Below are 25,936 nucleotides of genomic sequence, written 5' to 3'. Positions count from 1 at the left end.
GGCAGGGAAAACCCGCTTACCCGACAGTACCATGTCGCCAGTATAAAACCCTTCGCAAAGCCGAAGCGTCTCGGGGCCGACCGACGACCATGGAACTCACACCGGCGGCCGTCTCGGCGGAACACGACTGGGTTCGAGCGCGCGCGGACGTGGTCGTCCCGCTCATCAACGAGACGCGACGGCGACTCGGCGAGCAGTTCGACACGCGCGTCGGCGCGGTCGACGAGGCGGCCTACCGCGAGGCGGTCGATACGGTGTTCGCCGACGGCGAGGTCGGCGTCAACGTCGCGGCCTACGTCCGCATCCTCAAGCGGCTGGACGTACAGGACGACTATCCGGGGTTCGTCGTGGACGAGGTGCTCGGCCGCGAACTCGCGGCGACCATCGCCGGCGGTGAGCCGCTCCGACTCCTCGCGCAGGCGACGTTCCACTTCGCGGACGTGGCCGTCCACACCGACGGTCCCGCCGGCCGCGACGACCTCGACGCCGCGCTCGCCGCGGGCTTTCAGACGCGCCTGCCGGGGTGGTCGTGGCGCGAGGGTGACTCACCGTTCGACAGTCGGCGCTGACGGTCGAAGATATCACGGAAAAACGAGGGACGGGGCGCTTACCACTCGATTCTGACGGGCTCCGACGAGGTCTCGGACTCGCGTTCGCCCGCAGTGTCGAGTTCGCGGAGGCGCTCGCGGAACGCGCCCACGCACTCCTCGCACGCGGTCACGTAGGTGAGCACGCCGTCTTCGTACTCCGCCATGACCGCCCGCGGGGTCCGCCGGGTCAGCCGCTCCGGGCCCATCCGTCCGACGCCGCGCACTCCGGGGTCGCCCAACCCCGTCAGTCGGTCGCCGCGCGTCGCCGCCCACCGCGCGTACGACGCGAGTCGGTCGCGGACGCGTCGCTCGCGCGGATTCAGGCTCCCTGAAAGGTCCACGAACCGGTCCCACGTCTCGACGGTGTACTCCTCGATAAGGCCGCGGTCGACGGCGTCGTCCAGTCGCTCGATGACCGGTGTGAACTCCGCGCGCCGCCCGCTCGGAACCCACAGTTCGATTCGGACCGTCCCCTCCCGAGGAGTCGGCCGTTCGCCGCGTACAATTGTGTCCATTGTTAGCACGCCAACCACCACGTACTGGTAGGGTAGCCGGCGATATGTATCTATGCGTCCGCCGGAACCGCCGAACGTCGTCCGCGAGAGATGGTCCGCGCGGCGGGGCGGCGCGCCGGCACCTTCGGGGCGTTTAAGGGTTCGCTGCGGCTACCGATGGGCAATGAGCGACGAGCAGGAACTCGGAATCACCGAGTCGAAGCAGTACAACACCGGCGAGTGGTACGCCGAGGTCGTCCAGAAGGCGGGCCTCGCGAACTACGGCCCGGAGGGCATGAGCGGCTTCATCGTGACTCGCCCGCGCGGCTACGCGCTGTGGGAGTCCATCCAGAACTACCTCGACGGCGAGTTCAAGAAGACGGGCGTCCAGAACGCGTACTTCCCGCTGTTTATCCCCGAGAGCTACCTCGAACGCGAGAAGGACATCGTCGAGGGATTCGACCCCGAGGTGGCGTGGGTCACCCACGGCGGCCACGAAGAACTCGAAGAGCGCCTCGCCGTCCGCCCGACCTCCGAGTCCATCATCGCACCCTACATGGCCCAGTGGGTCCGTAGCCACCGCGACCTCCCGCTCCGCGTGAACCAGTGGGCCTCCGTCGTGCGCTGGGAAGCGACCGAGACGAAGCCGTTCTTCCGCACCAAGGAGTTCCTCTGGCAGGAAGGTCACACGGCCCACGAGACCCGCGACGGCGCGTGGGACGAGACGATGACCCGCCTCTCGCAGTACCAGTCGCTCTACGAGGACGTACTCGCCATCCCCGTGCTCCGCGGCGCGAAGCCGGAACACGACAAGTTCCCCGGCGCGGACACGACGACGACCGTCGAGGCGCTCATGCCCGACGGCAAGTCCGTGCAGGCCGGCACCTCCCACTACCTCGGCACCTCCTTCGCAGAGGCGTTCGACCTCACCTACACGACCGAAGACGAGGACGAAGAGCCCGCCCACACGACCTCGTGGGGGCTGTCGTGGCGCTCGCTCGGCGCGCTCATCATGACGCACTCGGACGACCAGGGGCTCGTCCTGCCCCCGACTATCGCGCCCGAACAGGTCGTCATCGTCCCCATCTGGCAGGCCGACACGCAGGAGAAGGTCCTCGAGTACGCCGAGGACATCGCCGACGAGCTCGAAGCCGCCGGCGTCCGCGTCGAACTCGACGCCCGCGACGAGCGCAACCCCGGCTTCAAGTTCAACGAGTGGGAGCTCAAGGGCGTCCCCGTCCGCTTCGAAATCGGCCCGAACGAGGTCGACGACGACGTCGTCACGGCCGTCCACCGCCCCGACGGCGAGTCGGTCGAACTCGACCGCGAGAACATCGCCGAGGCCGTCCAAGCGCAGTTCGACGAGGTGTACGCGAAGCTCTACGCCGCCGCGGAGGAGAACCTCGAAGAAAACGTCCGCGAGGCGTCCGAGCGCAACGAGATTCTCGGCACCATCGGCCAGCACGGCGGCTACGTGAAAGCGCCGTGGTGCGGCGACGAGGCCTGCGAGGACGAGATTAAGGAGCAAATCGCCGCCGAAATCGTCATGGTGCCCCTGAACGACGAGGACGCGGAGATTCACGACGGCGAGGACTGCGCGGTCTGCGGCGACGACGCCGAGGAGACGGCGTACTTCGCGAAGTCCTACTGAACCGGCCGCCCAGTTTTACACGATTGTTCATATTTTTCGTCGTCCGTCGAATCATCATTAGTCTCCATACTATGTATGGATACATCCTTATATGACATTGTAACACCCTTATGGTTTCAGGAAAAGTTGCTTATGCGGGTAGCCGTACTATTGGCGTATGACCAAGCCACACATAGACGCACCCTTCGCTCAGGACGGGTTAGCCGACCCGACCGACGAGCGGTCGAACTGCGGCGTTGGGGCCGTCGTAGACCTCGAAAACGGCGCCTCGCACCGAGTCGTCGCAGACAGCCTCGAACTCCTGGAGAACCTCGAGCACCGCGGCACCACGGGCGCTGAGGAAAACACCGGGGACGGGGCGGGTATCCTGCTGCAACGACCCGACGAGTTCTTCGAAGCCGTCCTCGAATCCGAGCTTCCGGACCTCTACGCGGCCGGTTCGGTGTTCATGCCGACCGACGACGAGGTTCGCGAGCGCGTTTCGGCGGTTGTCGAGGACTCGCTGGCCGACCACGGGCTCTCCGTGTTCGACTGGCGCGACGTGCCGACCGACAACGCAGAACTCGGCGCGACCGCGCTCGAATCGGAGCCCGACGTCTGGCAACTGTTCGTCGAGCCGGCAGACGGGATGACCGCGGACGAGTTCGACCGGGCGCTGTACCTCGCCCGTCGAGCCGCAGAGAAGGCGGTCGACGACCTCGCTATCGAGGGCGCGGGACGGTTCTACGTCTGCTCGCTCGACCGCAAGACCATCGTCTACAAGGGACTGCTCACGGCCGAACAGCTCCCGAACTACTATCCCGACCTCAGCGACGAGCGGATGGTGACCGAACTCGCGCTCGTGCACGCGCGATTCTCCACCAACACGCTCGGCGCGTGGCATCTCGCCCACCCGTACCGCCAGGTCATCCACAACGGCGAGATAAACACCATCCGCGGCAACGTCAACTGGATGCGCGCCCGCGAGACGGACCTCCAGCACGAGGCCTTCGGCGACGACATCGAGACGCTCATGCCCATCACGAAGGCCGACCAGTCCGACACCGCGAGCGTGGACAACGTGGTCGAACTGCTCCTCAAGAGCGGCCGCGAACTCCCGCACGTCCTGCGGATGCTCATCCCCGAGGCGTACCGCAACGACGACGCGATGGGCCAGGCGCGCCGCGACTGGTACGACTTCCACGCCTCACTGGTCGAGCCGTGGGACGGCCCCGCGCTCGTCGCGGCGACCGACGGCGACCGCATCGCCGCCGTCCTCGACCGCAACGGCCTCCGTCCGTGTCGCTACGAGGTGACGACCGACGGCCGCCTCATCGTCGCCAGCGAGGTCGGCGCGCTCGACACCGACCCCGCGGAACTCGAATCCCGCGGTCGCCTCCAGCCCGGCGAGATTTTCATGGCCGACCCCGACGAGGGGCGCGTCATCCCCGACGCCGAAGTGTTCGACTCCCTCACCGACGAGAAGTACGGCGAGTGGGTCGACCAACAGCAGCGCCATCTCGACGACATCGCCGGCGACACCGACTCAACCTCGCGCGGACAGGTCGAGTCGCTCCGCGCGACGCAGGCGGCGTTCGGCTACACGCACGACCAGCTCAACCACATGATAGAGCCGATGGCCCGCGACGGCAAAGACCCCGTCGGCTCGATGGGCGACGACACGCCGCTTTCGGTGCTGTCGGACCTCAACCGCCCGCTGTTTACCTACTTCAAGCAGCTGTTCGCGCAGGTGTCGAACCCGCCTATCGACTACATCCGCGAGAAGCTCGTGACGAGCCTGGAGTCGCGGCTCGGCTGCCAGCGTAACCTCCTCGACGAGTCACCCGAGCACGCGCGTCAGCTCGTCCTCGACTCGCCGGTCCTCACGGACGCCGAGACGGCGGCCATCAAGGACCTCGACGACGACATGCGGAGCGAAGTCGTCGACATCACCTACGAGAAAGGCGGCGACATCCGCGAGGCCATCGAGGCCGTCCGCGACGAGGCCAAGGCGGTCATCGAAGACGGCGCGGACATCGTCGTCCTCTCCGACCGCGCGGTCGGCCCCGACCGCGTCGCCATCCCGAGCCTGCTCGCGACGGGCGCGGTCCACCACAGCCTCGTCCGCAACGGCCTCCGGAACCACGCCGGCCTCGTCGTCGAGTCCGGCGACCCCCGCGAGGTCCACCACCTCGCCACGCTCGTCGGCTACGGCGCGGGCGCGGTGAACCCCTACCTCGCCTACCAGACCATCGAGGATGTCGTCGCCGGCCCCGACGGGGCCGACGAGGGCGAGGCCATCGACGCGTACGTCCACGCGCTCGAAGACGGCCTGCTCAAGACGATGGCAAAGATGGGCATCTCGACGGTCGAGAGCTACCGCGGCGCGCAGATTTTCGAAGCCGTCGGCCTCGAATCCGACTTCGTCGCCGAGTACTTCGAGGGCACCGAAATCCGCACCGAGGGTATCGGCCTCGACGTTATCGAAGAGGACCTGCTGACCCGTCACGCCGCCGCGTTCGGCGCGGACCCGAAGCTCGAACGACAGGGCGAGTACGAGAACCGCTCGGCCGGCATCCACCACGGCTGGAACCCCCAGACCGTCGGCACGCTCCAGCAGTCCGTCCGCGCCGGCGACTACGAGAAGTACAAGGAGTTCGCGGAGCTGGTCAACGACCAGTCGAAGCAGCTGAAGGCGCTCCGCGGCCTCCTCGAATTCGACTCCGACCGCGAGCCGGTGGACATCGACGAGGTCGAACCCGTCGAGGACATCGTCAAGCGCTTTTCGACGGCCGCGATGTCGCTCGGCAGCCTCTCGCCGGAGGCCCACGAGAACAACTCCATCGCGATGAACCGCATCGGCGGCAAGTCCAACTCCGGCGAGGGCGGCGAACCGCCGGAGCGCTTCGGCACCGAAAAGGAGTGCAACGTCAAGCAGGTCGCCTCCGGCCGCTTCGGCGTCACCTCGCATTACCTCTCGTCGGCCGACGAGATTCAGATCAAGATGGCGCAGGGCTCGAAGCCCGGCGAGGGCGGCCACCTCCCCGGCAAGAAGGTAAACGAGATGATTGCGCACGTCCGCTACGCGACGCCGGGCGTCGGCCTCATCTCGCCGCCGCCGCTGCACGACATCTACTCCATCGAGGACCTCAAGCAGCTCATCTTCGACCTGAAGTCGGCCAACCCCGACGCCGACATCAACGTCAAGCTCGTCTCCGAGGCCGGCATCGGCACCATCGCCGCCGGCGTCTCGAAGGCGAAAGCCGACGTGGTCCACATCTCCGGCTACGACGGCGGCACCGGCGCGTCGCCCAAGACTTCCATCAAGAACGCGGGACTCCCGTGGGAGCTCGGCCTCGCCGAGGCCAACCAGATGCTCCGCGCGACGGGGCTTCGCTCCCGCATCCGCGTCTCCGTCGACGGCGGCATGAAGACCGGCCGCGACGTGGCCATCGCCGCCCTCCTCGGCGGCGAGGAGTACGTCTTCGGGACCGCATCGCTCGTCACCTCGGGCTGCGTGATGGCCCGCCAGTGCCACGAGAACACCTGCCCGGTCGGCGTCGCCACGCAGGACGAGAACCTGCGCCGCCGCTTCCCCGGCGAGCCCGACCACGTCATCAACTACATGACGTTCATCGCACAGGAGCTCCGCGAAATCATGGCCGACCTCGGCTTCACCTCGCTCGACGAGATGATCGGTCGTCCCTCGCTGCTCCGGCAGGTCGAGACGGACCACGAGAAGGCGAAGCACCTCGACCTCTCGTCGGTGCTGGCTGAGCCCGAGACGGGCGCGCGCCGCAAGACCGAAGACCAGGTCCACGCGGACATCGAGACCCACATCGACCACAAACTCATCGACGAGGCCGCAGACGCCATCGAGAACCGCGAGCCGGTCGTCATCCGCCGCGACCTCTCGAACGTCGACCGCGCGGTCGGCGCGATGCTCTCGAACCGCATCTCGAACGCCCACGGCGGCGAGGGACTCCCGGACGACACCATCCGCTGTGAGTTCGACGGCATCGCCGGTCAGACGTTCGGCGGCTTCCTCGCCCGCGGCGTCACGATGCGGCTCACCGGGGCCGCCAACGACTACGTCGGCAAGGGCCTCTCCGGCGGCCGCGTCATCGTCGACACGCCCGCCGAAGCCAACTACGAGGCCGCCGAAAACATCCTCATCGGCAACGTCGCCCTCTACGGCGCGACGCAGGGCGAGTGCTACGTCAACGGCCTCGCGGGCGAGCGCTTCGGCGTCCGCAACTCCGGCGTGAAGGCGGTCGTCGAGGGCGTCGGCGACCACGGCTGTGAGTACATGACCGGCGGCGTCGTCGCCGTCCTCGGGGAGACGGGGCGCAACTTCGCCGCGGGGATGTCCGGCGGCGTAGCCTACGTCTACGACCCCGACGACGAGTTCGCCGCGAAGGCGAACACCGAGATGGTGACGCTCGAAGACCACCTCGACGACAAGGACGAGGCGATGCTCACCCGACTCGTCGAGAACCACCGCACGTACACCGACTCCGACCGCGCGGCCGAGCTGCTCGACGACTGGCAGTCGGTCCTCGGCGACTTCGTGAAGGTGATGCCCGACGCCTACGCCGAGGTCATCGCCGAAGACGGCCGCGAGGACGTCCGCAACGAACTCCCCGCCAAGGCTGGCGCAATCGTCGACGCCGGAGCCGACAGAGTCGGCGCGGCGACGACGAGCGACGACTGAGACGGAGACGGAGACGGACCCGCCCGTCTCGAACCGCCGCTAACGGCGAGCGGTTCCCGGCACCCGCAACCGATTCTCTCACGTTTTTCACCACGCGCGCCTTCGACCGGGACATGGACAACGCACTCGTCATCGGCGGTACGCGATTCATCGGCCGCCACCTCGTCTCGGAACTCCTCGACAGCGGCTACGCCGTGACCATCTTCAACCGCGGGAACCACGACAACCCCTTCGAGGACGACCCGCGCGTCCAGCACGTCCAAGGCGACCGAACCGACGACGAGGCGCTCCGGACCGCGAAACTGACCGTCGAACCCGACGCGGTGTTCGACTGCGTGGCGTACAAGCCCGCGGAGGTCGCCTCGGCGGTCGACATCTTCGCCGACGTGGACGCCTACGTCTACATCTCCAGCGGCGCGGCCTACGGAAGCGAGGTCATTCCGAAGCGCGAGGGCGAGACGCCGCTGTGCGACTGTACCGACGAGCAGGCGACAGACGACTCGGGTGCGAGCTACGGCCCGCGGAAAGCCGAGGGCGACCGGGTCGTCTTCGAGGCGGCCTCGCGGGGCATCAACGCGATGTCCGTCCGGCCCTGCATCGTCTACGGCCCCGAAGACTACACCGAGCGCCTCGACTACTGGATCGACCGCGTGCTGAACTACGACCGCGTCGTCGTCCCCGGCGACGGGACGAACGTCTGGCACCGCGCCTACGTCGAGGACGTGGCGAGCGCGATGCGCGTCGTCGCCGAGGAGGGCGAAGCGGGCGAGGCCTACAACGTCGGTGACAGACGGCTCGTGACGCTCGAAGAGATGGTCGAAGTCATCGCTGACGCCGCCGGCACCGGCGTCGAGGTCGTCCACGCGGGCGAGCGTGAACTCGCCGCGGCCGGCCTCTCGATGGACGACTTCATCCTCTACCGCGACTACCCGCACGTCCTCTCGACGGACAAACTCGCCCGTCTCGGCTGGGAGTCCACCCCCGTCGAGGAGGCGATGCGCCGGTCGGTCGCCGACCACCGCGACAGCGACCGCGACGGCGCGGAACACGACCCCGGCCGCGACGCCGAAGCGCGCGTGCTCTCGATTCTCGACACGCTCTGAGGCGGGGTAGTTCGCTCGAAAAAACGCGGCGGCGGTTCCGACGAGCTCAGCCGCTGAACTGGCCGTCGTGGTCCATCTCGGGGACCTCCTCTTCGAGCCACTCCCGGAACCACTTGACGCGCTTGAGCCGCTGGTGAGCGAAGCTCTGGGCGGTGTCGGTTTCGAGCCGGTCGGAGGCGTCGCGGCCGCGCTCGAAGACGCGTTCGACCATCTCGGCGGCGTCCATGTGGGTCCGAGCCTCGTAGCCCATCCGCAGGAGCATCAGCGCGGTGCCGTTCGCGCCGATTTTGTCGAGGATGTCGGCCTCGATGAGACAGCGCGTTTCGAGCGACACGTCGGTCAGCGGCCCCTGATACGAGTGGTCGGAGACGACCTGACACACCTGGTCGACGAAGGAGTCGGGGTAGTCGCCGTGGCTGCTGAGGAACTCGCGGGCGACGCGAGCGCCCTCCTCGGCGTGGACCTCCTGGTCGGCTTCGAGCTTCGAGATGTCGTGAAACAGGGCGGCCACGCGAACGACGTTCACGTCCGCGCCCTCGCGGTCGGCGATGCGCGTCGCGAGGTCGACGACGTTGAGGATGTGGTTGAACCGGTACTCCGCGGAGTGCCACGGGTACCAGCGCATCCGCCCGCCGTCGTCTTCGTTTTCGACGCTCGCAGAGAGATAGTCCGAGACGAAACGCTTCATATCCTCGAACTCGGCGTCGGAGACCGCCGACTCTTTGATTTCAACGCCCACGGCAGAACCTCCGTCGGTGTTGGCACGTGCGTATTCTCATTACACGGAATGAGGGTCGTTCCACTCTTAGGCGTTACGACCACCCTGAGTCGCGGGAACCGGGCTCTCGGGCGAACAGACCGGGTCTCGTGGCCGCCAATGTGAATCGCTGGCACATCGATGAGAGTTAACTCGCCCGCCCGCGTCGACCCCGACGTGACCGAAGCACGATACCTCGACGACGCGACGACACACGAGTTCGAGGCGACCGTCGAGACGGTCCGCGGAACCGACCGCGTCGTCCTCGACCGGACGTACTTCTACCCGACCGGCGGCGGCCAACCGCACGACACGGGGACGCTCTCGGCCGGCGGGGAGACGTGGGACGTGACGGACGTCCGGAAACGCGACCGAATCGAACACGTCGTCGCGAGCGACGCGCCCGAAGCGGGGACGACCCTCACGGGGGCCGTCGACGCGGCGCGGCGGCGCGCCCACAGCCGCTACCACACGGCCCAGCATCTCCTCTCTGCGGTCCTCCTCGACGAGTTCGACGCCGAGACGACCGGCAACCAACTGTACGCCGACCACGCACATCTCGACTGCGCATACGACCGCTTCGACGGCGACGACCTCCGGACCATCGAGACGCGCCTGAACGACCTCGTCGCGTCCGACCTCCCCGTCCGGTGGTACAGCCTCGACCGCGAGGAGGCCGAAGCGACGCTCGACCCCGACCGCACCAGACTACACCTGCTTCCGGACTCGATTCGCGAGGTCCGAATCGTCGAAATCGGCGACGCGGACGACCCCTTCGACCGGACCGCCTGCGCGGGGACGCACGTCTCGAAGACGGGCGATATCGGCACGGTCTCCGTCGCCGGCCGGACGACCCAAGGCTCGGCTCACGAGCGCGTGAACTTCGTCCTCGAATAGCCGATTCGACCCCGCTCAACCCGACTGACCGCTCGCGACTACGCCGACTGGGTCGCCTCGGTCCGCGCCCGCGGCTCGCACACCCAACCTTCCTTGACCGGAACCAGCTCGTAGCCCGACTCCCGGAGCAGGGCCTTCGCTGCCGCCTCGTCGTGGCTCCCGCGGGCGTCGTGCAGTTCGAAATACACCGTCGGCCGGTGCTCCCGAAGGACCGTTTCCGCCCCCCGGAGCACGTTCAGGCCGAACCCTTCGACGTCAACTTTCAGGTGGTCCGGCGGCGGGACCGTCCCGGAATCGACGAGCGAGTCGAGCCGCCGCATCGATACCGACGCCGTGTCGACGACCTGCGCCCCCCACGCGCTCGCGTGGTCTCGCGAGAACGACCCCAACTCGTCGTAACTCGACAGGTGGAACGCTCGGGATTCGTCGGTTTCGCCGAGGCCGCAGTCGAGGAGGTCCACCCGGTCGTCGAAGTCGTTGACCTCGACGTTCGCCCGCAACTGGTCGATGACCTCGGGGTGCGGCTCGACGGCGACGACCTGCGCGGAGGGTTCGCTGGCCGCGACCGCGAGCGTGTAGGTCCCCGTGTTCGCGCCCACGTCGACGACCACGTCGCCGCCGTCGAGGTCGAGCAACAGCGCTTGCAGGAGCACGTCGTTACCGTGACGGTTGTACAGTTCGTAGCTCCGGAAACTCGTCCGCCCGACGTGTTTCTTCGTGGCGACGAGCCGTCGTTCGTAGTTCGTCCGGACGAGCGCGTAGTGGAGGGTGTACGCGAGGTGCCGAGCGACCGACACCGGATGTAGCAGAGACACGTTAGTGTATTGTCATTGTGCGGCGATAAAAATCGCTCGGCGGCGAAGCGCCACGCTCTTCGCGGTAGTCGTCGGAGAAGTGTCGAGTAGTCCCGGGCGGATTCGAACCGCCGTCAGCGGCTGTCTTCTCGGCACGCATTGAACCGTACCAATCCAAAGGCCGCTATGATTGGCCACTACACCACGGGACTTCGGTGATGTCGTCCACTCGTCGGTTGTCCGCTGGTAAATGAAAACGCTTCGGTTCCGGTCGGTGGTCGGCGGCGACTAATCGGCGACTTCCGTCTCCGTCTCGGGTTCCGCGCCGCACACGTCGAGATACTCGCAGGCGTCCGTCTCTGGGTCGAAACAGTCGGGACACTCGGAGTTGCGGTCGATGATGGTGTCGAGTCGCTCCGCAATCATCCCGTCGATGACGGGTTCGAGTTCGCGCGCCTCCGCGCGGAACTCCTCGACGTCGAGGACGTTCGACAGGAAGCGCTCGATGATGCAGTAGGTCTGGAGCGCGTCGCGGGCGCGGACGATGCCCTCGTCGGTGAGGGTGACGCCCTTGTACTTCTCGTGTTCGGCGAGGCCGCGGGATTCGAGCTTGCCGATCATCTCGTTCGCACTCGCGGGACTCACCTCCATCATGTCCGCGAGCGCGCCGGTGGCCGCCGGGCCGTTCTCCATCTCCTGCAGCAGGTAAATCGCCTTGACGTATTGGTCTGCCGTGTTCATCGTTTCACTCGCGGTCTTCCATGATTCGCGTCACTTCTTCTACCCCCTCGGCCTCCTCGTCGCGAATCGCCGACAGGGTGGCGACGAGTTCCTCGCGGTCGATAGAGAACTGTGCCTCGCTCGCCTCGATGGCCTCGATGACGTCGTCGTAGAACTTGTATGCGGTCTCCTCGTTGCAGAGTTGGTCGTAGAGGACGCCGTCGAAGTCTTCGGGCTTCGTCTGGCCGTACTGGGCCTCGACCAGCGCCTCTATCTCCTCGAAGGGGACGCTGTCGACTTCCAGCCGGTCGATGACGGCTTCGAGGCGCTCGCGGTGGTCCGCGGACTCCTCGGCGGCGTGCGAAAGCAGGGCTCGAATCTCCTCGTCGAGCGCGTCTTCGTCGAGTTCCTCGTGGTGGTGGTAGGCGCGCGCCTCCACGACCTCTTCGAGGACGATACCGATCTGGAGGAGTCGGGCGAGCTGGTGGTCCGAGCTGACCTGATAGCCGACGCTCATGGACTCGTCCCCCTCAACGTTCGAAGACACGGTCCCGCGACGTACATACACACCTCTCCGGGAGTAACCGACTTAAGCGGTTCCCTCGCGGGTCGACGGGACCGGAGAAAAAACGCTCGGCGAAGTCGCGCCGCGGAGGCCGGACTACCGCAGGCGCGCCGCGATGAGCTCTTCGAGGTCGTCGCGGAACTCGTCGACTTCGATCTCTTCGAGGACGGGCACGAAGAAGCCCTCCACGAGCATGTTACGGGCCTGTTCTTCGGGGACGGACCGAGAGACCATGTAGAAGAGATCCTCGGCGTCGACCTGCCCGACGGAGGCGGCGTGGGACGCCTCGGTGTCGTGGTTGTTGATGATGAGCTTCGGCGACGCGTCGGCCTCGGACTGGTCCGAGAGCATCAGCGTGTTCTCGCGCTGGTAGGAGTTCGTACTCCACGCGTCGCGGCCGACGTCCTGGACGCCCTCGTACACCGAGCGCGCCTCGTCGTCGAGGACGCCGCGGGTCACGAGGTCGGCCGTCGTGTTTTCGGCTTTGTGCCAGACGCGGGCGTTGACGTCGAGGTGCTGGTCGTCGTGACCGAAAAAGGCGCCGACGATTTTCGTCTCCGACGCCTCGCCGTTGAGTTCGGTCTCGACGTCGCTGCGGGTGAGCCGCGAGCCGAGGTTCCCCTCGATCCAGTTGACCGTGGAGTAGGTGTCGGCGTCGGCGCGCTTGAGCGAGTACGTGTACGTCTCCTCGTCGAGGTTCTGCAGGGAGCCGTACTGGACGTACGAGTTCTCGCCCGCGTCGATTTCGACGAGGTTCGAGAAGTACCGCGCGTCGTCGACGCTGTCGCCGGACTCGATGGCCTCCAAGATGGTGACCGACGAGGACTTCTCGGTGACGACGAGTGTGTGGCTGAACAGCGACCGAGAGTTCATCTCGGCGCGAATCTTCACGTCCTCGGCGTCGACGCCCTCGGGGACGTAGATGAACGTGCCCGTCGTGAACAGCGCCGCCGAGAGGGCGGTGAGGTAGTTCGTGTCGGGAGCGACGACCGAGCCGAAGCGCTCCTCGATGAGGTCGCCGTACTCGTCGAGCGCCTCCGTGAAGGGGAGGACGACGACGCCCTCGGGCGACTCGCGGGTCGTCTCGTCGGCCTGGTTCAGCGGGTCGACGAGCGACTCGAAGTCGAGCGCTTCGAGGTTGGTCCAGCGGCGACCGGGCGTCTGGATGACGTCCGGCAGTTCGAGCGCGTCGAGGGCTTCGAGGGCGTCGAGGCGGGCCTCGAGGAGCCACTCCGGCTCGTCCCGTGCGTCCGAAATCTCTCGTACCGTCTCTGCGGACAGGTTCGCGGGAAGTTGCGCACTCATTGGTTATCCGAGGCTACCCTCCATCTCGAGTTCGACGAGTCGGTTGAGTTCGACCGCGTACTCGATGGGCAGTTCCTCCGTGATGGGTTCGATGAACCCGGAGACGATCATCTGCTTCGCGTCGTCGTCGTCGAGACCGCGCGACTGGAGGTAGAAGATGTCCTCGTCGCCGATCTTGCCGACGGTCGCCTCGTGAGCGACGTCCACCGTGGACTCGTTAATCTCCATGTACGGCATCGTGTCCGAGGTGGACTCGTTGTCGAACATGAGCGCGTCACACTCGACCGCAGTCGAGGAGTTCTTCGCGCCGTTGGCGATGTGGACGAGACCGCGGTAGTTCGTGCGGCCGCCGTCCTTCGAGATGGACTTCGACTCGATGGTCGACTTCGTCTCGGGGGCGTTGTGGTACACCTTCGCGCCGGTGTCGATGTTCTGGCCCTCGCCCGCGAAGGCGATGGTGATGTGGTTGTCGGAGGCGCCGCGGCCCTTCAGAATCGAGGCCGGGTAGAGCATGGTGGCCTTCGAGCCCATCGAGCCCGAAATCCACTCCATGCGGCCGCCCTTCTCGACGATGGCGCGCTTGGTGTTGAGGTTGTAGGTGTTCTTCGACCAGTTCTGGACGGTCGAGTACTGGACGTGGGCGTCCTCGCCGACGAACACTTCGACGCCGCCGGAGTGGAGGTTGAACGCGGAGTACTTCGGGGCCGAACAGCCCTCGATGTAGTGGACTTCGGAGCCCTTCTCCGCGACGATGAGCGTGTGCTCGAACTGGCCCATGCCCTCGGAGTTCATGCGGAAGTACGCCTGCACCGGCATCTCGACCGTCACGTCCTCGGGGACGTAGACGAACGAGCCGCCGGACCAGATTGCGCCGTGGAGCGCGGCGAACTTGTTGTCGCTCGGGGGGACGCACTTCGTCATGAAGTACTCCTTGACGATGTCTTCGTGCTCCTGGACCGCCTGGTCCATGTTCATGAAGACGACGCCTTTCTCCTCCCAGCGCTCCTGCATGTTCTGGTAGACGACTTCGGACTCGTACTGGGCGCCGACGCCCGAGAGGGCGTTCTTCTCGGCTTCCGGGATGCCCAGTTTGTCGAAGGTGTCCTTGATGTCGTCCGGCAGGTCGCGCCAGTCGTCGACGCCGCCGCGGACTTCCACGTCGGGTCGGATGTACGGGACGATTTCGTCCACGTTGACCTCGGAGAGGTCCGGCTGGCCGGGCCAGTCGGTCGGCATCGGCATCTTTTGGAACTGCTTGAGCGCGCGAAGGCGGCGCTCGAGCATCCATTCGGGCTCGTCTTTGTCCTCCGAGATGACGCGGATGGTCTCTTCGGTGAGACCCTTCTCGGCCACGAACGCGGCCTTCTGCTCCTTCTTGAACTCGAAGCGAGCTTCCGTGTCTGTCTCTTTGAGGTGGTCTTGGTCGGAACTCATGATGTTGGGGAATTACGCGGCTTCGTACACTTCCTCACGGACCCAGTCGTAGCCTTTGTCTTCGAGTTCGGACGCGAGCGACGCGTCGCCGCTCTTGACGACCTTACCGTCCAGCATGATGTGGACGTGGTCCGGCTCGACATATTCGAGGATACGCTGGTAGTGAGTGATCTGGAGGACACCAGTGCCCTGCTCGTCGCGCAGCGCGTTGATACCCTTCGAGACGTCCTGCAGGCGGTCGATGTCGAGACCGGAGTCGATCTCGTCGAGCACCGCAATCGACGGTTCGAGAATCGCGGCCTGAAGGACCTCGTTTTGTTTCTTCTCGCCGCCGGAGAAGCCGGCGTTGAGATAGCGTTGCATGAACTTCTCGTCCATGTCGAGAAGCTCCATCTTCTCTTTGAGGAGCTGCTGGAACTCTGCGACACCGACTTCGCCGTCGTCGACGTTCCCCTCCATCGGGGAGGTGTCGTAGCCGGCTTCCTCTTCTGCTTCCTCGTCGTCCTCGCCGAAGAGGAGTTCCTCGCGCTCGTCGATCTTCGCGTTGAGCGCGGTGCGGAGGAAGTTCGTCATGGTGACGCCCTCGATTTCCGCGGGGTACTGGAAGCCGAGGAAGATACCGAGCGCGGCGCGCTCGTTCGGCTCCAGTTCCAGAAGGTTCCACGTGCGGGCGTCGTCCGGAATTTCGAGGTCGCCGAAGTCGTCGTCCTCCAGGTGGAGGAGGATTTCGCCGTCGGTTACCTCGTAGGCGGGGTGGCCGGCGATGATTTTAGAAGTCGTAGACTTGCCGGACCCGTTGGGACCCATCAGCGCGTGGATCTCGCCGGATTTGACTTCCAGGTCGACACCTCGCAGAATCTGCTCACCGTCTTCCTCCGCGACTCGTGCGTGGAGGTTCTTGATCTCGAGAGTTGCCATCGTTGGTTCGTTGCCTCGTACTCGAATGGTGGGGAGTGTCGCCCATAATGCTTGCGCATTCACCCCCACCACCTTTTGGAGAAAGAAAATTTGTTTTCAAATCCGCAAAAAATCACGCCGATTCGCGACGCACGTCCGGGTTTCGAACAGCCGAACGACGTTACGACCCCGTCGTCTGTGTAACCGAATATAGTTTCGTTAGTCGGAGAGACGACCGCTCACATGAAACTCCCGAGGCCGGTCTGTTCCTGGCCGCTTTTCACCTCGTCCCACGACATCCCGAGCGCCTCGATGACGCGGGAGATGGGCCCCTCGAGCGTCTTGGTGAGCATCGTGTCCCAGTCGACTTCGAACGCCTCCGGAATCTGGTCGGCGTACTCGAAGCAGATGACGTCGGGGTCGCGCTTGAACTCGCGGTAGCGGTCGTCGACCTGCGGGTCGAACTCGCCGGTCTCCATCTCGCGGAACCACGACGGGTGGACCTTCTTGAGATAGACCCGCTTCGGCTTCGACCCGCGGCCGAAGTTCGTCCCGAGGAAGGCGTTGGCGTACTGCGCCCCGCGGACGTGCGCGGTCGGCGTCTCGTACGCCGAGAGGCGCTTGCCGATGCCGCCGGGGATGCCGACCTGTTCGAGCGGGAGGTTCCCCGCCTCGAAGTCCGTGATGATGCCGTGGAGGTAGTCCTTGATGACCTCGGTGTCCTCACCGTGGACGATCATGTCGATGACGTTCTTCTGGACTTCTTTGGTTATCTGTGCGATATCCGACCGTTTGTACTCGAAGCCCGTGATGTCGATGTCGTCGACGTCTTTGCCCTCCTTCCAGACGATGTGGCCCGCGTAGCGCTTCTTTTTCCCCGCCTGGAAGAACCGCCGGTAGAGCTTCTCGAACTCGATTTGGAAGCGGTGTTCGTCGGCGCCCAACTCGTCGCGCGCGAAGTCGTCGTAGGCGGCGTTGATGTGCTCTTCGATGTCGAACGACTGCTCGATGGCTTCTTCTTTCGACACGTCGGGGCCGAGTTCGAGCATGACGCTGTCGGTGTTGTGAAGGACGATACCTCCAACACCGTCGACGAAGTTTTCGTTTTCTTCGACGCTCAGGTCGTACACGTAGCCGTCGTGGTCGACTTCGGTCAGCACGGGGTCTCGGCCTTCCCGGTAGGAGCGACACGTCCGAATAGTGTACGAGTCTTTGCTGTCCCGATACTTGAGCGAGTGTTTTTCCCCCCGTTGCGTGAGCAACATCGAGAGACCGGCAGCAAGTTCTCGGCTCGTCGTCTCGAAGTCGAAGTTCCGCTGTGCGTACGCTTCGGTGTATCGTGGGAATTCGCGAGACCCGTCGCCTTCGACGAGCAACGTCAGGAACAAGTCTTGCTTCTCCTCAGGAAGGTGGAAGACGAATGAGGGGATCCGTTTACCACGCGACGTCTGCCCTGCGAACTCGCGGAAGAACACAGCAGCGAGTTCGTTCATCATCTGCAGTTTCAGCGTCTCGTCATTGTACGTGACCGACGCACCGCCGGTGTCCGTTTGATACTCGGCGGTTCGCTCCGCTCGTCGGTCGCTCGTAGTGATACCGGCGGTCGTGTTCTCGAACAGTCGAGAGTAATCTCGTTGGAGTTGGGCTAGCCACTCACGGTCGGATTCAGCGATACTCGCCCCGAATTTCGACGCCGCCGTCTCGCCAGTGGATGCGCTTCCTTCAGGGACGTACGCACCGAGGAGCCGAACGAGTGCTGCACCATCTTCGCTGTCGATATCGACGAATCGTTTGACTTTGACGGTCGAGTCGACGTCTCGGTGGTGCTCGTGGCCGAACCAGACATACTCGTCGTCCGCGTGGATTTGTTTCCGCTTCGTTATCGAATTATCGCTCCCGACGCTCCGTCCGTCCTCGTACTCGCGTTCGTACCCACGAAGGACCTCGTAGACGTCGACCCGCTCGACGGGCTCGACGTCGGGCACCCCGGAGACGCGATACGGCTCCGCCACGTCGTCCGGAGAGACAGTTGTGAGGCCGTCGTCACCGGGGACGACGTACGAGTGGTCTCTCGTCGTCGTCGACTCACCGAACTTGTGTTGGAGGTTCACCACCGGTTTGTCCGTTTTATGGCGAATCGCCTGCGCAATCGGTTGCCACTCCGCCTCTCCATCTTCGTTCACAGAGAGGGCGTCCCACCCGTCGAGCGCTCGGCGGGTCTTCCCGGGAGTGGCACTTGCGACGACGTCCCCGTCGGCAGCGATGAGTACCTCAGATTCAGTCGTTCCGCGGGCAAACAAGTCCTCGATAGGAAGGATTCGAACAGTCCCACCGGGGTCTCTGACGACGACCGGGCGATCTCCCGTCACGCTGTCGCCGTAGGCCACGTCGTAGCCGATTTGGTTCGCCGCCTGCTCCGTGAACTCGATGACTTTCCGACCGGTCGCCGTCACCGCCGCGCCCATCTCCTTGTCGTAGAGACGGAAGCGGTCCCAGCCCAGGACGCCGTACAGCGAGTTCATGATGACCTTCACCGCGGCCTGCTGGCGGTCGAACTGCTCGTACTGCGACGACCCGGGGTCGTGGGAGTTCCGCAGCGACTTCTTTTCCTCCCGCTCGGTGAGGAGTTCGTCGACCATCTCCCGAATCATGCCGTCGGGTTCCTGCTGGAAGTGCGTCCCGTTGGGTGCGCGGAACATCTCGCCGTCGTAGCTCTCGGGGTCGACCTTCGTCTCCGGCGACGCGTTGATGGTCACCATGCACATCGGATACAGCGACTTCAGGTCGAGCACCGTGACGTTCTCCTTGACGCCCGTGATGGGGTCGAAGACGGCTCCGCCCTCGTAGTCCTCCGACTCCTGTTTCCCCTTCGAGGGGAGCGCGAACTCGCCGTGGACCTTGTGGAGCACGTAGATGTCGACGGTGTCGCCGGGCGTCGGCGCGTCTTCGAGCTTACAGCCGACGAACGTCCGCACCTCGTCCCAGAAGGCGATGATGTCCTGCTTTCGGTCGATTTCGACGCACAGCTCCACGTCGCGGAGGTTGTATTCGAGCAGGCGTTCGGGGTCTTCCTCCCAGAGGTCACCGATGTCGCCCGAGTAGCGCTCCTTGCCCGCGTCGAGTTCGAGTTCGCCCACCGCGTCGAGGCGGTAGGATTCGAGTTCGGTGAACTGGGTTCGCTTGTAGGCGTACAGCAGGTCGAAGACGACGCGACCCTTGATGTCCGGGCCGCCCCAGCCGCCGCGCCACACCTCGCCGAGCCGCGAGATGCGGTTATAGTCGAGGTTCAGGTCGGTCCGCTTGTCGACTTCCTCCAAGCGGTCGAGGAAGTACGGCGCGTCGAAGTCCTCGAAGTTCCACCCGGTGAGGATGTCGGGGTCGGTCTCCTCGATGTACGAAAGGAAGGCGTCGAGCATCGCGGCCTCCTCGTCGAACGTCCTGACCTCCACGTCTCCGTCCTCCCCGAGGAAGTCGTAGTTCGGCAACGCGTCGGGGCGCTTGCCAAGGCCCTCGTCGGCCACGGCGTGCCAGACGACGTACTCGTCGCGGTAGGAGTCGTGGCTGGTCAGACAGATAATCGGCTCTTCGCCCTCCTCGGGGAAGCCGTTCCGGTCGTTGACCTCGATGTCGAAGGTGTTCACCCGGAGGTTCGCGTCGACCTCCGCGGGCGCGACTTCCTGGTGGGGAATCTGAATCGTCCCGTCGTCGAGGCGACGCTCGGGGACGCTGACGCCGCCTTTGATGTCCTTGTCGATGAGCAGGCGGTTCGGAAAGAGGATGTCCGCCTCGTAGTGGTCGAACTCGTCGCGAATCTGACCGACGTCGCGGGGGGTGCGGCCGAAAATCTTCGTCAGCTCCTCGCCGCGGATACTCTCGTAGCCGTCCTCGCTGCCGGTGATTACGTCCTTGTCGAGGGCGTCGTCGTCGAGGCTGTCGGTGGGGGCGTAGAAGTACGGCCGAAATCCGAGTACGCGGACGTGTTCGGTCTCGTCGTTTTCCGTCCGACCGAAGATGTGAATCACCGGGTACTCGTCGCGGCCCGCGCCTTCGATGGTGTAATCGACCTGCGTGACGGCCAGTTCGACCGTCCCGTCCGGGTCGGGAAACCGCACCTCGTCCGTGTCGACGACGTCGGAGACGTGCTGGCCGGCGTCGCCGGCGACGATGGCGGCCTCCTCGTCAGGCCGCGCGTCGCCCGCGCCGTCGGCGTCGTTTCCCCCGAAGTCGGTCAGACCCGTCTGCGTCATGGCAATCGCTTCGGCGGCGCGGCTAAAAACCCCGGCGTTTCCGCGAACCGCACCCGGAACCACGGAAAGACATTTATCTATGTATGACATTCCTTGGCACACGATATGACCGACCACGCAACTCCGGAGCGGTGGGATGGCACGATCGACGGCGACGGACCGACTGGTCCGACGGGAGCCGAGACGGTCGAATCCTACGATATCGACGGTGGCGTGGTGTTCTACGACGCGGAGAACCCACTCGCGTGGGTCGAGGCCTCGAGTTCGATGCGCCTCGACGACTGCGCCTGACTCGGCCGAAACGGACACTTTTTCTCGGCACGGCGTCTCGACGCGAGCGTGACGGACGACGAGCGACGCGAGGGGCCGGCCGCCGACGCGACAGCCGAGGACGACGACGCGACGCCTCCGTCGGAGGACGTGGCCTCGAAAATCGACCCCGAAAAACGGTGGGGCGACCCCGAGGCCCGCTGGGACCCGGAAACCCGCTGGGGGAACCCCGAGACGGACCTCCCGACGATTCCCCGCGTCCGCATCCCCGGCGAAGACGCCGACGACGGCGAGGACCCGGATGGCGACGGCGACGACGCGCCGGAGTTCTCCCCCGACGTGAACCCCGAGGTCGCCCGGTTGTTCTGGGCGAGCGTCGTGCTCGCCAACGTCGGCCTCGCGGGGCTCACGGTCGGCCCGATGCTCGTCTACTTCCGCGGCGACACGCTCCTCGGTGGCGGCCTGTTTCTGTTCGGCGCGGTCGTGCTCGTCCGCGTCTACTCTATCTACCGGAAGTTCAAGCGAGGGGAGTGGCGGGACGACGAGGACGGTGCGGACGACGGTGATTCGAGCGACCCCGAGGGAGACGCCCCCGAGCGCAACCGCTAACAGTCGCCGCGCCCTTCGCCGGGACATATGCGAACCGTCCGCGGACCCGACGGCCGGACGTATCTCCTCATCAAGCAGTCGAGCGACGCCAGTCGCGTCCGCGACCCGGAGACCGGCGAGGAGCGGCACCTGCCGAACGACGACCTCGAAGCCGTGAGCGGCGAGTCCCCGCTCGAAACCGCCGCGCGCGCCGTCCCCGAACCGGTCCGGAAAATCCTCGTCGCGGTCCCGACCGAGCGCGGCCTCGGCCTGCTCGTCGACCTCGTCGACCGCGGGCCGCTCCCCGTGGTCGACCTCCTCGGAGCCTACGACCTCTGCGAGAGCGACCTCCACGGTCTCCTGACCGAGTTCCGGGCCGCCGGCCTCGTCGCCGAAACCACGGTCTACGGGGAGCGCGGCTACGAGGCGACCGAGACCGCGAAAGAAGGGGTCGAACTGCTGCGGGCGAGCGAATAAGCGCCGAAGAGAGGACGACCGCCCTCAGTCGTCCGCGAGCGCGCCTTCGACTATCGGCGCGTCGGTCCGCTCGACCGTCGAGCGGTTCGTCGTCGGGTTCTTCTCCACGCGGACGAGGTCGTCGGCCGCGCCGACCAGGTCTTCGTCGTGGCTGACGATGAGAATCTGCTTGACGCCGCGGTTCTGCATGTCCTCGACGAGGTCGACCAGCCGCGAGACGTGGCCGTCGTCGAGGAACACCGTCGGCTCGTCGAGGATGAGCGGCGGGAGCGGGGCCGCGCCGTCGATTCCCTCGGCGAGGAGCCGGTAGATGGCACACCGGAGGCTGAGGTTGAACAGCGCGCGCTCGCCGCCCGAGAGCTGTTCGGGTTCGAGCGCGGTGCCGTCCTTCTGGAACACCGTCAGCCCGTACTCGCCGTCGAGTCGGATGCGCGAGTAGGCGTCGTTGGCGTAGACGAGGTCGAACGTCTCGTTGAGCATCCGTTCGAGCACCTCGACGTTGCGCTGGCGAAGCTCCGCCCGGAGGTCGCCGTAGGTCGATTCGAGCGTCGAGACCTCCTCGTGGACCGATTTGAGGGCGTCCACGCGCTCGGTGAGGTGGTCGCGCCGCTCCCGGAGGTCGTCCAACTGTTCGAGTTCGGCCTCGACGCCGCCGACGCGGCTCTGGAGTTCGTCGCGCTTGTCGCGTAGCTCGGGCAACACCTCGTCTTCGACCCGTTCGAGGTACGCCGCGGCGTTTTTCTTGCGCTGTTTCGCCCCCTCGACGGCCTCCTCGTCGACCGTCTCGCGGAGTTCGTCGCGGCGCTCGCGGCGCTCGCGGAGGTGTTCGCGGCGTTCGCGGTTCACCTCGGCGAGCGTCTCTCGCTTCTCGCGGAGTCGGTCCCGCGCGTCGATTTTCTCGGCTCGCGCGTCGACCAGCGATTCGACGCGGTCGAGTCGGTCGCGCCGGTCACCGAGGGTGTCGAGGTCCGATTCGAGCGATGCGACCGTCTCTGCGACCTCCTCGGCCCGCTCGGCCTGCGTCGTCGCGGCCTCGCGTTTCTCCTCGGCCTCCGATTCGAGTTCCGCGGCGGCCTCGCGCTTTTCTTCGGCGGCCTCGCGGCGGCTCGCGACCGTCTCCTCGCGGTCGGCGATGCGTTCTTCCACGAGGTCGAGTCTGTCGAGCCGGGAACTCGCGCGAGTCTCGACCTCGACGAGTGCCTCGGCCGCTTCGACGGCCGCCGAGCGCGACTCGACCGCCGATTCGAGCGATTCGAGGTCGGCTTCCAGCGACTCGACCGCGGCCTCGCGCTCGCTGATAGCGTCGACGTGGGGCGACCCCGCGACCGGCTGGCCGCACTCGGGACACTTGCCCGCGTCGCGGAGGCGCTCGGCCTCGGCCAGGCGCTCGCGCGCGTTCTTCAGGTCGGTCTCCGTCTCCGCGAGCGACTCGCGGGCCTCGGAGCGCGCCTCCCGTCGTTCTTCGAGCAGGTCGGCGGCCTCGCCGAGTTCGACGGGCGCGTCTTCGAACCGCGCTTCGGCGTCGTCGAGCGCCGACCGAAGCTCCGCGCGCGTCTCGCGGAAGGATTCGAGTTCCCGCTCGGCCTCGGCGGCGGTTTCCGCGTCGGCGGCGGCGGCCTCGCGTTTCTCCCCGGCGCGCGATTCGAGGTCGTCTGCGCGCTCGCGGAGGCGCTCGGCCTGCGTCTCGAACGCCTGTGCCCGCGTCCGCGCCTCGGAGAGGTCGTCCCGCAGCTCGGATTCGCGCTCCGACAGCGCCTCCCGCGCGTCGGCTATCGCCTCGTCGTTCGCGTCGTCGAGGTCGGTCCGACCGAGGGCGTCGTCGATGTCCGATTCGAGTTCGTCGGCGGCGGCGTCGAGTTCCCGGACGCGCTCCGAGAGGTCGTCGCGCTTCGTCTCGTCGGCGGAGATTTTCGCGGTCAGGTCCTCGATGGCCGACTCGATTTCGTCGAGTCGCTCCCGCTTTTCGGCGTGTTCGTCGAGCGTCGCCTCGGCGGCGTCGAGCGCCGACTTCGCCTTGTCGCGCTGGCTCTCGTAGTTCGAAATCTCCTCGTCGAGGGAGTCGAGTTCGGATTCGAGCGCGTTGAGCGTCGCGTGGAGGTCCGCGTCCTCCTTGGCCTCGATTTGCGACTCGACGTCTTCGAGGACGCTCCGCTTTTTCGTCAGCACGTCTTCGACCCCGAGCCGGGCGTTGCCGGCGCGCTCGCGGTACGTCTCGAGCTTTCCGAGTTGCAGGAGGTCGTCTATCATGTCCTGGCGCTGGCTCGGCGTCGCGTTGATGAGCTTGTTGACCTCGCCCTGCTGGACGTACGCGCAGTTCACGAACGCCTCGGCGTCCATCCGCAGGAGCGACGCGACGTGCCGGCGAACGTCGCGCGCGCCTTCGACGGTTCCCTCGGGGCCGTCGAGGACGCACTTGGCGGTGGTCGCGCGGTCGCCGGAGACGCGAATCCGGCGGTCGATACGGTACTCGCCGCCGTCGTGGACGAATTCGAGCGCGATTTCGGCGTCGTCCGCGCCCGTCGTCACCACGTCTTCGAGCGTCCCCGCAAGCGCCTTCGAGCCGTAGAGCGCGAAGAAACACGCTTCGAGGAGCGACGACTTGCCGCTGCCGTTGACGCCGTGGATGACCGTGACGCCGTCCCGAAGGTCGAGTTCGGCGTCCTCGTAGGGTTTGAAGTTCCGGATGGCGATTCGGGTGAATCTCACGCGAAATCACCCAGCGAACTGTCGCGGCTCGCCGCGGGGTCCGCGGCGGTCTCCGAGTCGGTGTCGGTCGCCGTCTCGGTGTCGGTGTCGGTCGCCGCTTCGGCGGCCGTCTCGGCTGTGTCTTCGACGGCCGCCACCGCTTCGGCGTCCGCCGCGTCCTCGACGCTCTCCGATTCCTCGGCTTCGGCGTCGCTCTCGCGCCCGGCGGCGACGAAGGCGTCCGGGTCGTCTGAGAGCAGCGATTCGACGCGCTCGCGGACCTCGTCGCGGACGTTCGAGTCGGCGACCTTGCTCGCGCGGACCGTCTCGTCCACGTCGAGAGCGGCGCTCGACAGGCCCATCTCGCGGACCCGCTCGCGCACCGCGTCGTCGGGGTCGGAGAAGGTCACGTCGGTCGCCAGTTCGCCGTCGTCGTCGATGTCGCGCTTGTCGTTGACTCGGGCGACGAGTGCGCCCTCCTCGACGGCGAACGACTCGACCGCCGCGGGCGTGACGGTTTCGCCCTCGCCCCGCAGTTCGACGATGACGACCGCGTCTTCGAGGTCGAACTCGCGGACGCGCTGGCGGACGCGTTCGATACCCTCGTCGCCGGCGAGGTCGACCTCGACGAACGCGAACGGGCGCGTTTCGAGGGTTCGCCGGCGGATGTCGACTGCCTCGGGCGTGAACTCGACGAGGTTGTACCCGCGGGGGTCTCGCTCGCTCGCGCTCGCGCGTTCGGTCGAGCCGCAGTAGGTCACCCACGTCCCGCCGAGTTCGGCGGTGTCGGGGACGTGGTTGTCGCCGAGGAGGACCGCGTCGAAGTCGACGTTCGACTCGGCGAGGACGGTTTCGGTCTCCCAGTCGGCGTGCGCGAAGGGCGTGAACAGCCCGTGGGCGACGAGCACCGCACGCTCGGCATCGGCGGGGTCGAACTGGTAGTCGAGTTCGTCGCGGCGGGAGCGCGGCACGTGGTCGAGGCCGTAGAACGCCACGTCGCCGACGACGTGGGGGTCGCGCCCGAGTCTCGTCGCCAGTCCGAGGCGCTCGAAGAGGTCGAGCCACTGCCCGCCGCGGGTCGACTCGTGGTTGCCGACGATGGCGAGGAAGGGAATCCCGGCGTCGTCGAGGCGGCGGAGCGCGGCGAGCGTCCCGAGGAGGTCGGGGAGTTCGGGACGGCGGTCGTGGTAGAGGTCGCCCGCGTGGACGACGGCGTCCACATCTCCGTCGAGCGCGTCCGCGACGACCCGCTCGAAGGCGTCGAGGAAGTCCTGTCGGCGCTCCGGCGAGTGGTACTGCTGATACCCGATGTGGGTGTCGCCGGTGTGTATCACCCGTGTCATCTATCACTCGGTTCGCCACCGCCGCTGAAAACGGTTGTGCGACCGGAGCGGAAGTGGTCGGCGTCCCGCGGTCGCCGCTCGGCGGCGCGAGAAGCCCGGTCCGACTCGTCGGCGGCGTCCGCGAGCGCGACGTGGAGTCGGTTGAGGTCCGCGAGAAGCGACCGCCCGCGGCGCGCGCAGTCGTGGTGTCCCCGTCGGGCGGCCTCACCGACCGCTCGGCGGAGCGTCAGTTCACCGCCGTCGGAGAGAAAGCGGGCGGCAGCAGAAAGCGATTGGAAGGCGTCACGCGCCTCGGCGACGACTGCGGCGGGCGGGCGCGACTCGGGTCGGTCGCCGGTATCGGCGTCAGCGTCGGCGAGCGCGGAGAGAGCGCGGCCGACATCGTCGGGAGCGGGCGAAGACATACGACGACGTGGCCGCGCGTTC

General features: G+C 66.3%; 20 protein-coding genes and 1 tRNA gene. 8 read left to right on the top strand and 13 right to left on the bottom strand.

The window, feature by feature from the left end:
• The first annotated feature begins 89 nt into the window (after positions 1–89).
• On the top strand, positions 90–569 hold the full coding sequence (locus tag ACSR87_RS12005) for a DUF7984 family protein (protein WP_008577771.1): 480 nt from the start codon (positions 90–92) through the stop codon (positions 567–569).
• Positions 570–607: 38 nt separating this feature from the next.
• Here the strand turns inward: ACSR87_RS12005 and ACSR87_RS12000 are convergent, their stop codons facing one another.
• The gene (locus tag ACSR87_RS12000; RefSeq protein ID WP_498530626.1) at positions 608–1,105 is read right to left on the bottom strand and encodes an HTH domain-containing protein; all 498 of its coding nucleotides are present in this window, start codon (positions 1,103–1,105) and stop codon (positions 608–610) included.
• A gap of 163 nt (positions 1,106–1,268) precedes the next feature.
• Between ACSR87_RS12000 and proS the strand changes: the two genes are divergently transcribed.
• The 3 genes from proS to ACSR87_RS11985 all read left to right on the top strand — a co-directional run bounded on the left by proS (position 1,269) and on the right by ACSR87_RS11985 (position 8,531).
• Positions 1,269–2,735, top strand: a complete 1,467-nt coding sequence (proS, locus tag ACSR87_RS11995; protein WP_498530625.1) for a proline--tRNA ligase — start codon at positions 1,269–1,271, stop codon at positions 2,733–2,735.
• 157 nt (positions 2,736–2,892) lie between these two features.
• Positions 2,893–7,428 (top strand): glutamate synthase large subunit, encoded by a 4,536-nt coding sequence (gltB, locus tag ACSR87_RS11990; protein WP_498530624.1) that lies wholly within the window; start codon positions 2,893–2,895, stop codon positions 7,426–7,428.
• Positions 7,429–7,541: 113 nt separating this feature from the next.
• Positions 7,542–8,531, top strand: coding sequence for an NAD-dependent epimerase/dehydratase family protein (locus ACSR87_RS11985; RefSeq protein ID WP_498530623.1), 990 nt, complete (start codon positions 7,542–7,544; stop codon positions 8,529–8,531).
• 46 nt (positions 8,532–8,577) lie between these two features.
• Here the strand turns inward: ACSR87_RS11985 and ACSR87_RS11980 are convergent, their stop codons facing one another.
• Positions 8,578–9,270: an HD domain-containing protein gene (locus ACSR87_RS11980; RefSeq protein WP_004044070.1), complete on the bottom strand. Its 693-nt coding sequence runs from the start codon at positions 9,268–9,270 to the stop codon at positions 8,578–8,580.
• A gap of 195 nt (positions 9,271–9,465) precedes the next feature.
• On the opposite strand from ACSR87_RS11980, the gene ACSR87_RS11975 reads away from it, so the two are divergent.
• A complete protein-coding gene (locus ACSR87_RS11975; RefSeq protein ID WP_498530622.1) occupies positions 9,466–10,185 on the top strand; it encodes an alanyl-tRNA editing protein in 720 nt (239 codons plus the stop codon).
• Between the two features lie 38 nt (positions 10,186–10,223).
• On the opposite strand, the gene ACSR87_RS11970 is transcribed toward ACSR87_RS11975, so the two are convergent.
• From ACSR87_RS11970 to ACSR87_RS11935, 8 genes are all read right to left on the bottom strand, one after another.
• A complete protein-coding gene (locus ACSR87_RS11970; protein WP_498531061.1) occupies positions 10,224–10,982 on the bottom strand; it encodes an FkbM family methyltransferase in 759 nt (252 codons plus the stop codon).
• Positions 10,983–11,087: 105 nt separating this feature from the next.
• Positions 11,088–11,191: transfer RNA gene (locus ACSR87_RS11965), tRNA-Gln, on the bottom strand.
• Positions 11,192–11,267: 76 nt separating this feature from the next.
• On the bottom strand, positions 11,268–11,720 hold the full coding sequence (locus ACSR87_RS11960; RefSeq protein WP_498530621.1) for a metal-dependent transcriptional regulator: 453 nt from the start codon (positions 11,718–11,720) through the stop codon (positions 11,268–11,270).
• 4 nt (positions 11,721–11,724) lie between these two features.
• On the bottom strand, positions 11,725–12,216 hold the full coding sequence (locus ACSR87_RS11955) for a hypothetical protein (RefSeq protein WP_004064301.1): 492 nt from the start codon (positions 12,214–12,216) through the stop codon (positions 11,725–11,727).
• A gap of 144 nt (positions 12,217–12,360) precedes the next feature.
• Entirely contained in the window at positions 12,361–13,569 is a 1,209-nt protein-coding gene (sufD, locus tag ACSR87_RS11950; RefSeq protein WP_498530620.1) for a Fe-S cluster assembly protein SufD, read from the bottom strand.
• Between the two features lie 3 nt (positions 13,570–13,572).
• Positions 13,573–15,003 (bottom strand): Fe-S cluster assembly protein SufB, encoded by a 1,431-nt coding sequence (gene sufB / locus ACSR87_RS11945; RefSeq protein WP_498530619.1) that lies wholly within the window; start codon positions 15,001–15,003, stop codon positions 13,573–13,575.
• Positions 15,004–15,015: 12 nt separating this feature from the next.
• Positions 15,016–15,921, bottom strand: coding sequence for an ABC transporter ATP-binding protein (locus ACSR87_RS11940; protein ID WP_498530618.1), 906 nt, complete (start codon positions 15,919–15,921; stop codon positions 15,016–15,018).
• 218 nt (positions 15,922–16,139) lie between these two features.
• On the bottom strand, positions 16,140–20,147 hold the full coding sequence (locus tag ACSR87_RS11935; RefSeq protein WP_498530617.1) for a DNA polymerase domain-containing protein: 4,008 nt from the start codon (positions 20,145–20,147) through the stop codon (positions 16,140–16,142).
• A gap of 105 nt (positions 20,148–20,252) precedes the next feature.
• Here ACSR87_RS11935 and ACSR87_RS11930 point away from each other — a divergent pair, with 105 nt between their 5' ends.
• The 3 genes from ACSR87_RS11930 to ACSR87_RS11920 are packed head-to-tail and all read left to right on the top strand — an operon-like array spanning position 20,253 to position 21,482.
• Positions 20,253–20,438 carry a DUF7331 family protein gene (locus ACSR87_RS11930; protein ID WP_004044080.1) on the top strand — a complete coding sequence of 62 codons (186 nt, stop codon included), beginning with the start codon at positions 20,253–20,255 and terminating at the stop codon, positions 20,436–20,438.
• A gap of 48 nt (positions 20,439–20,486) precedes the next feature.
• Complete coding sequence (locus tag ACSR87_RS11925; protein ID WP_498530616.1) at positions 20,487–21,026, top strand: DUF7322 domain-containing protein; 540 nt, start codon at positions 20,487–20,489, stop codon at positions 21,024–21,026.
• Positions 21,027–21,053: 27 nt separating this feature from the next.
• The gene (locus tag ACSR87_RS11920; protein WP_498530615.1) at positions 21,054–21,482 is read left to right on the top strand and encodes a DUF7346 family protein; all 429 of its coding nucleotides are present in this window, start codon (positions 21,054–21,056) and stop codon (positions 21,480–21,482) included.
• A 24-nt stretch (positions 21,483–21,506) separates the two neighbouring features.
• Here the strand turns inward: ACSR87_RS11920 and rad50 are convergent, their stop codons facing one another.
• The 3 genes from rad50 to ACSR87_RS11905 are packed head-to-tail and all read right to left on the bottom strand — an operon-like array spanning position 21,507 to position 25,914.
• On the bottom strand, positions 21,507–24,188 hold the full coding sequence (gene rad50, locus ACSR87_RS11915) for a DNA double-strand break repair ATPase Rad50 (protein WP_498530614.1): 2,682 nt from the start codon (positions 24,186–24,188) through the stop codon (positions 21,507–21,509).
• Positions 24,185–25,510, bottom strand: a complete 1,326-nt coding sequence (mre11, locus tag ACSR87_RS11910) for a DNA double-strand break repair protein Mre11 (protein ID WP_498530613.1) — start codon at positions 25,508–25,510, stop codon at positions 24,185–24,187. Before mre11 ends, rad50 begins: the two co-directional genes overlap by 4 nt.
• Positions 25,507–25,914, bottom strand: coding sequence for a DUF7966 family protein (locus tag ACSR87_RS11905; protein ID WP_498530612.1), 408 nt, complete (start codon positions 25,912–25,914; stop codon positions 25,507–25,509). Before ACSR87_RS11905 ends, mre11 begins: the two co-directional genes overlap by 4 nt.
• Positions 25,915–25,936: the final 22 nt, after the last annotated feature.

This window comes from Haloferax sp. SDI50, assembly GCF_059802635.1.
Note: the sequence above shows the minus strand (reverse complement) of the source record. Positions and strands in the feature narration are given on the sequence as shown.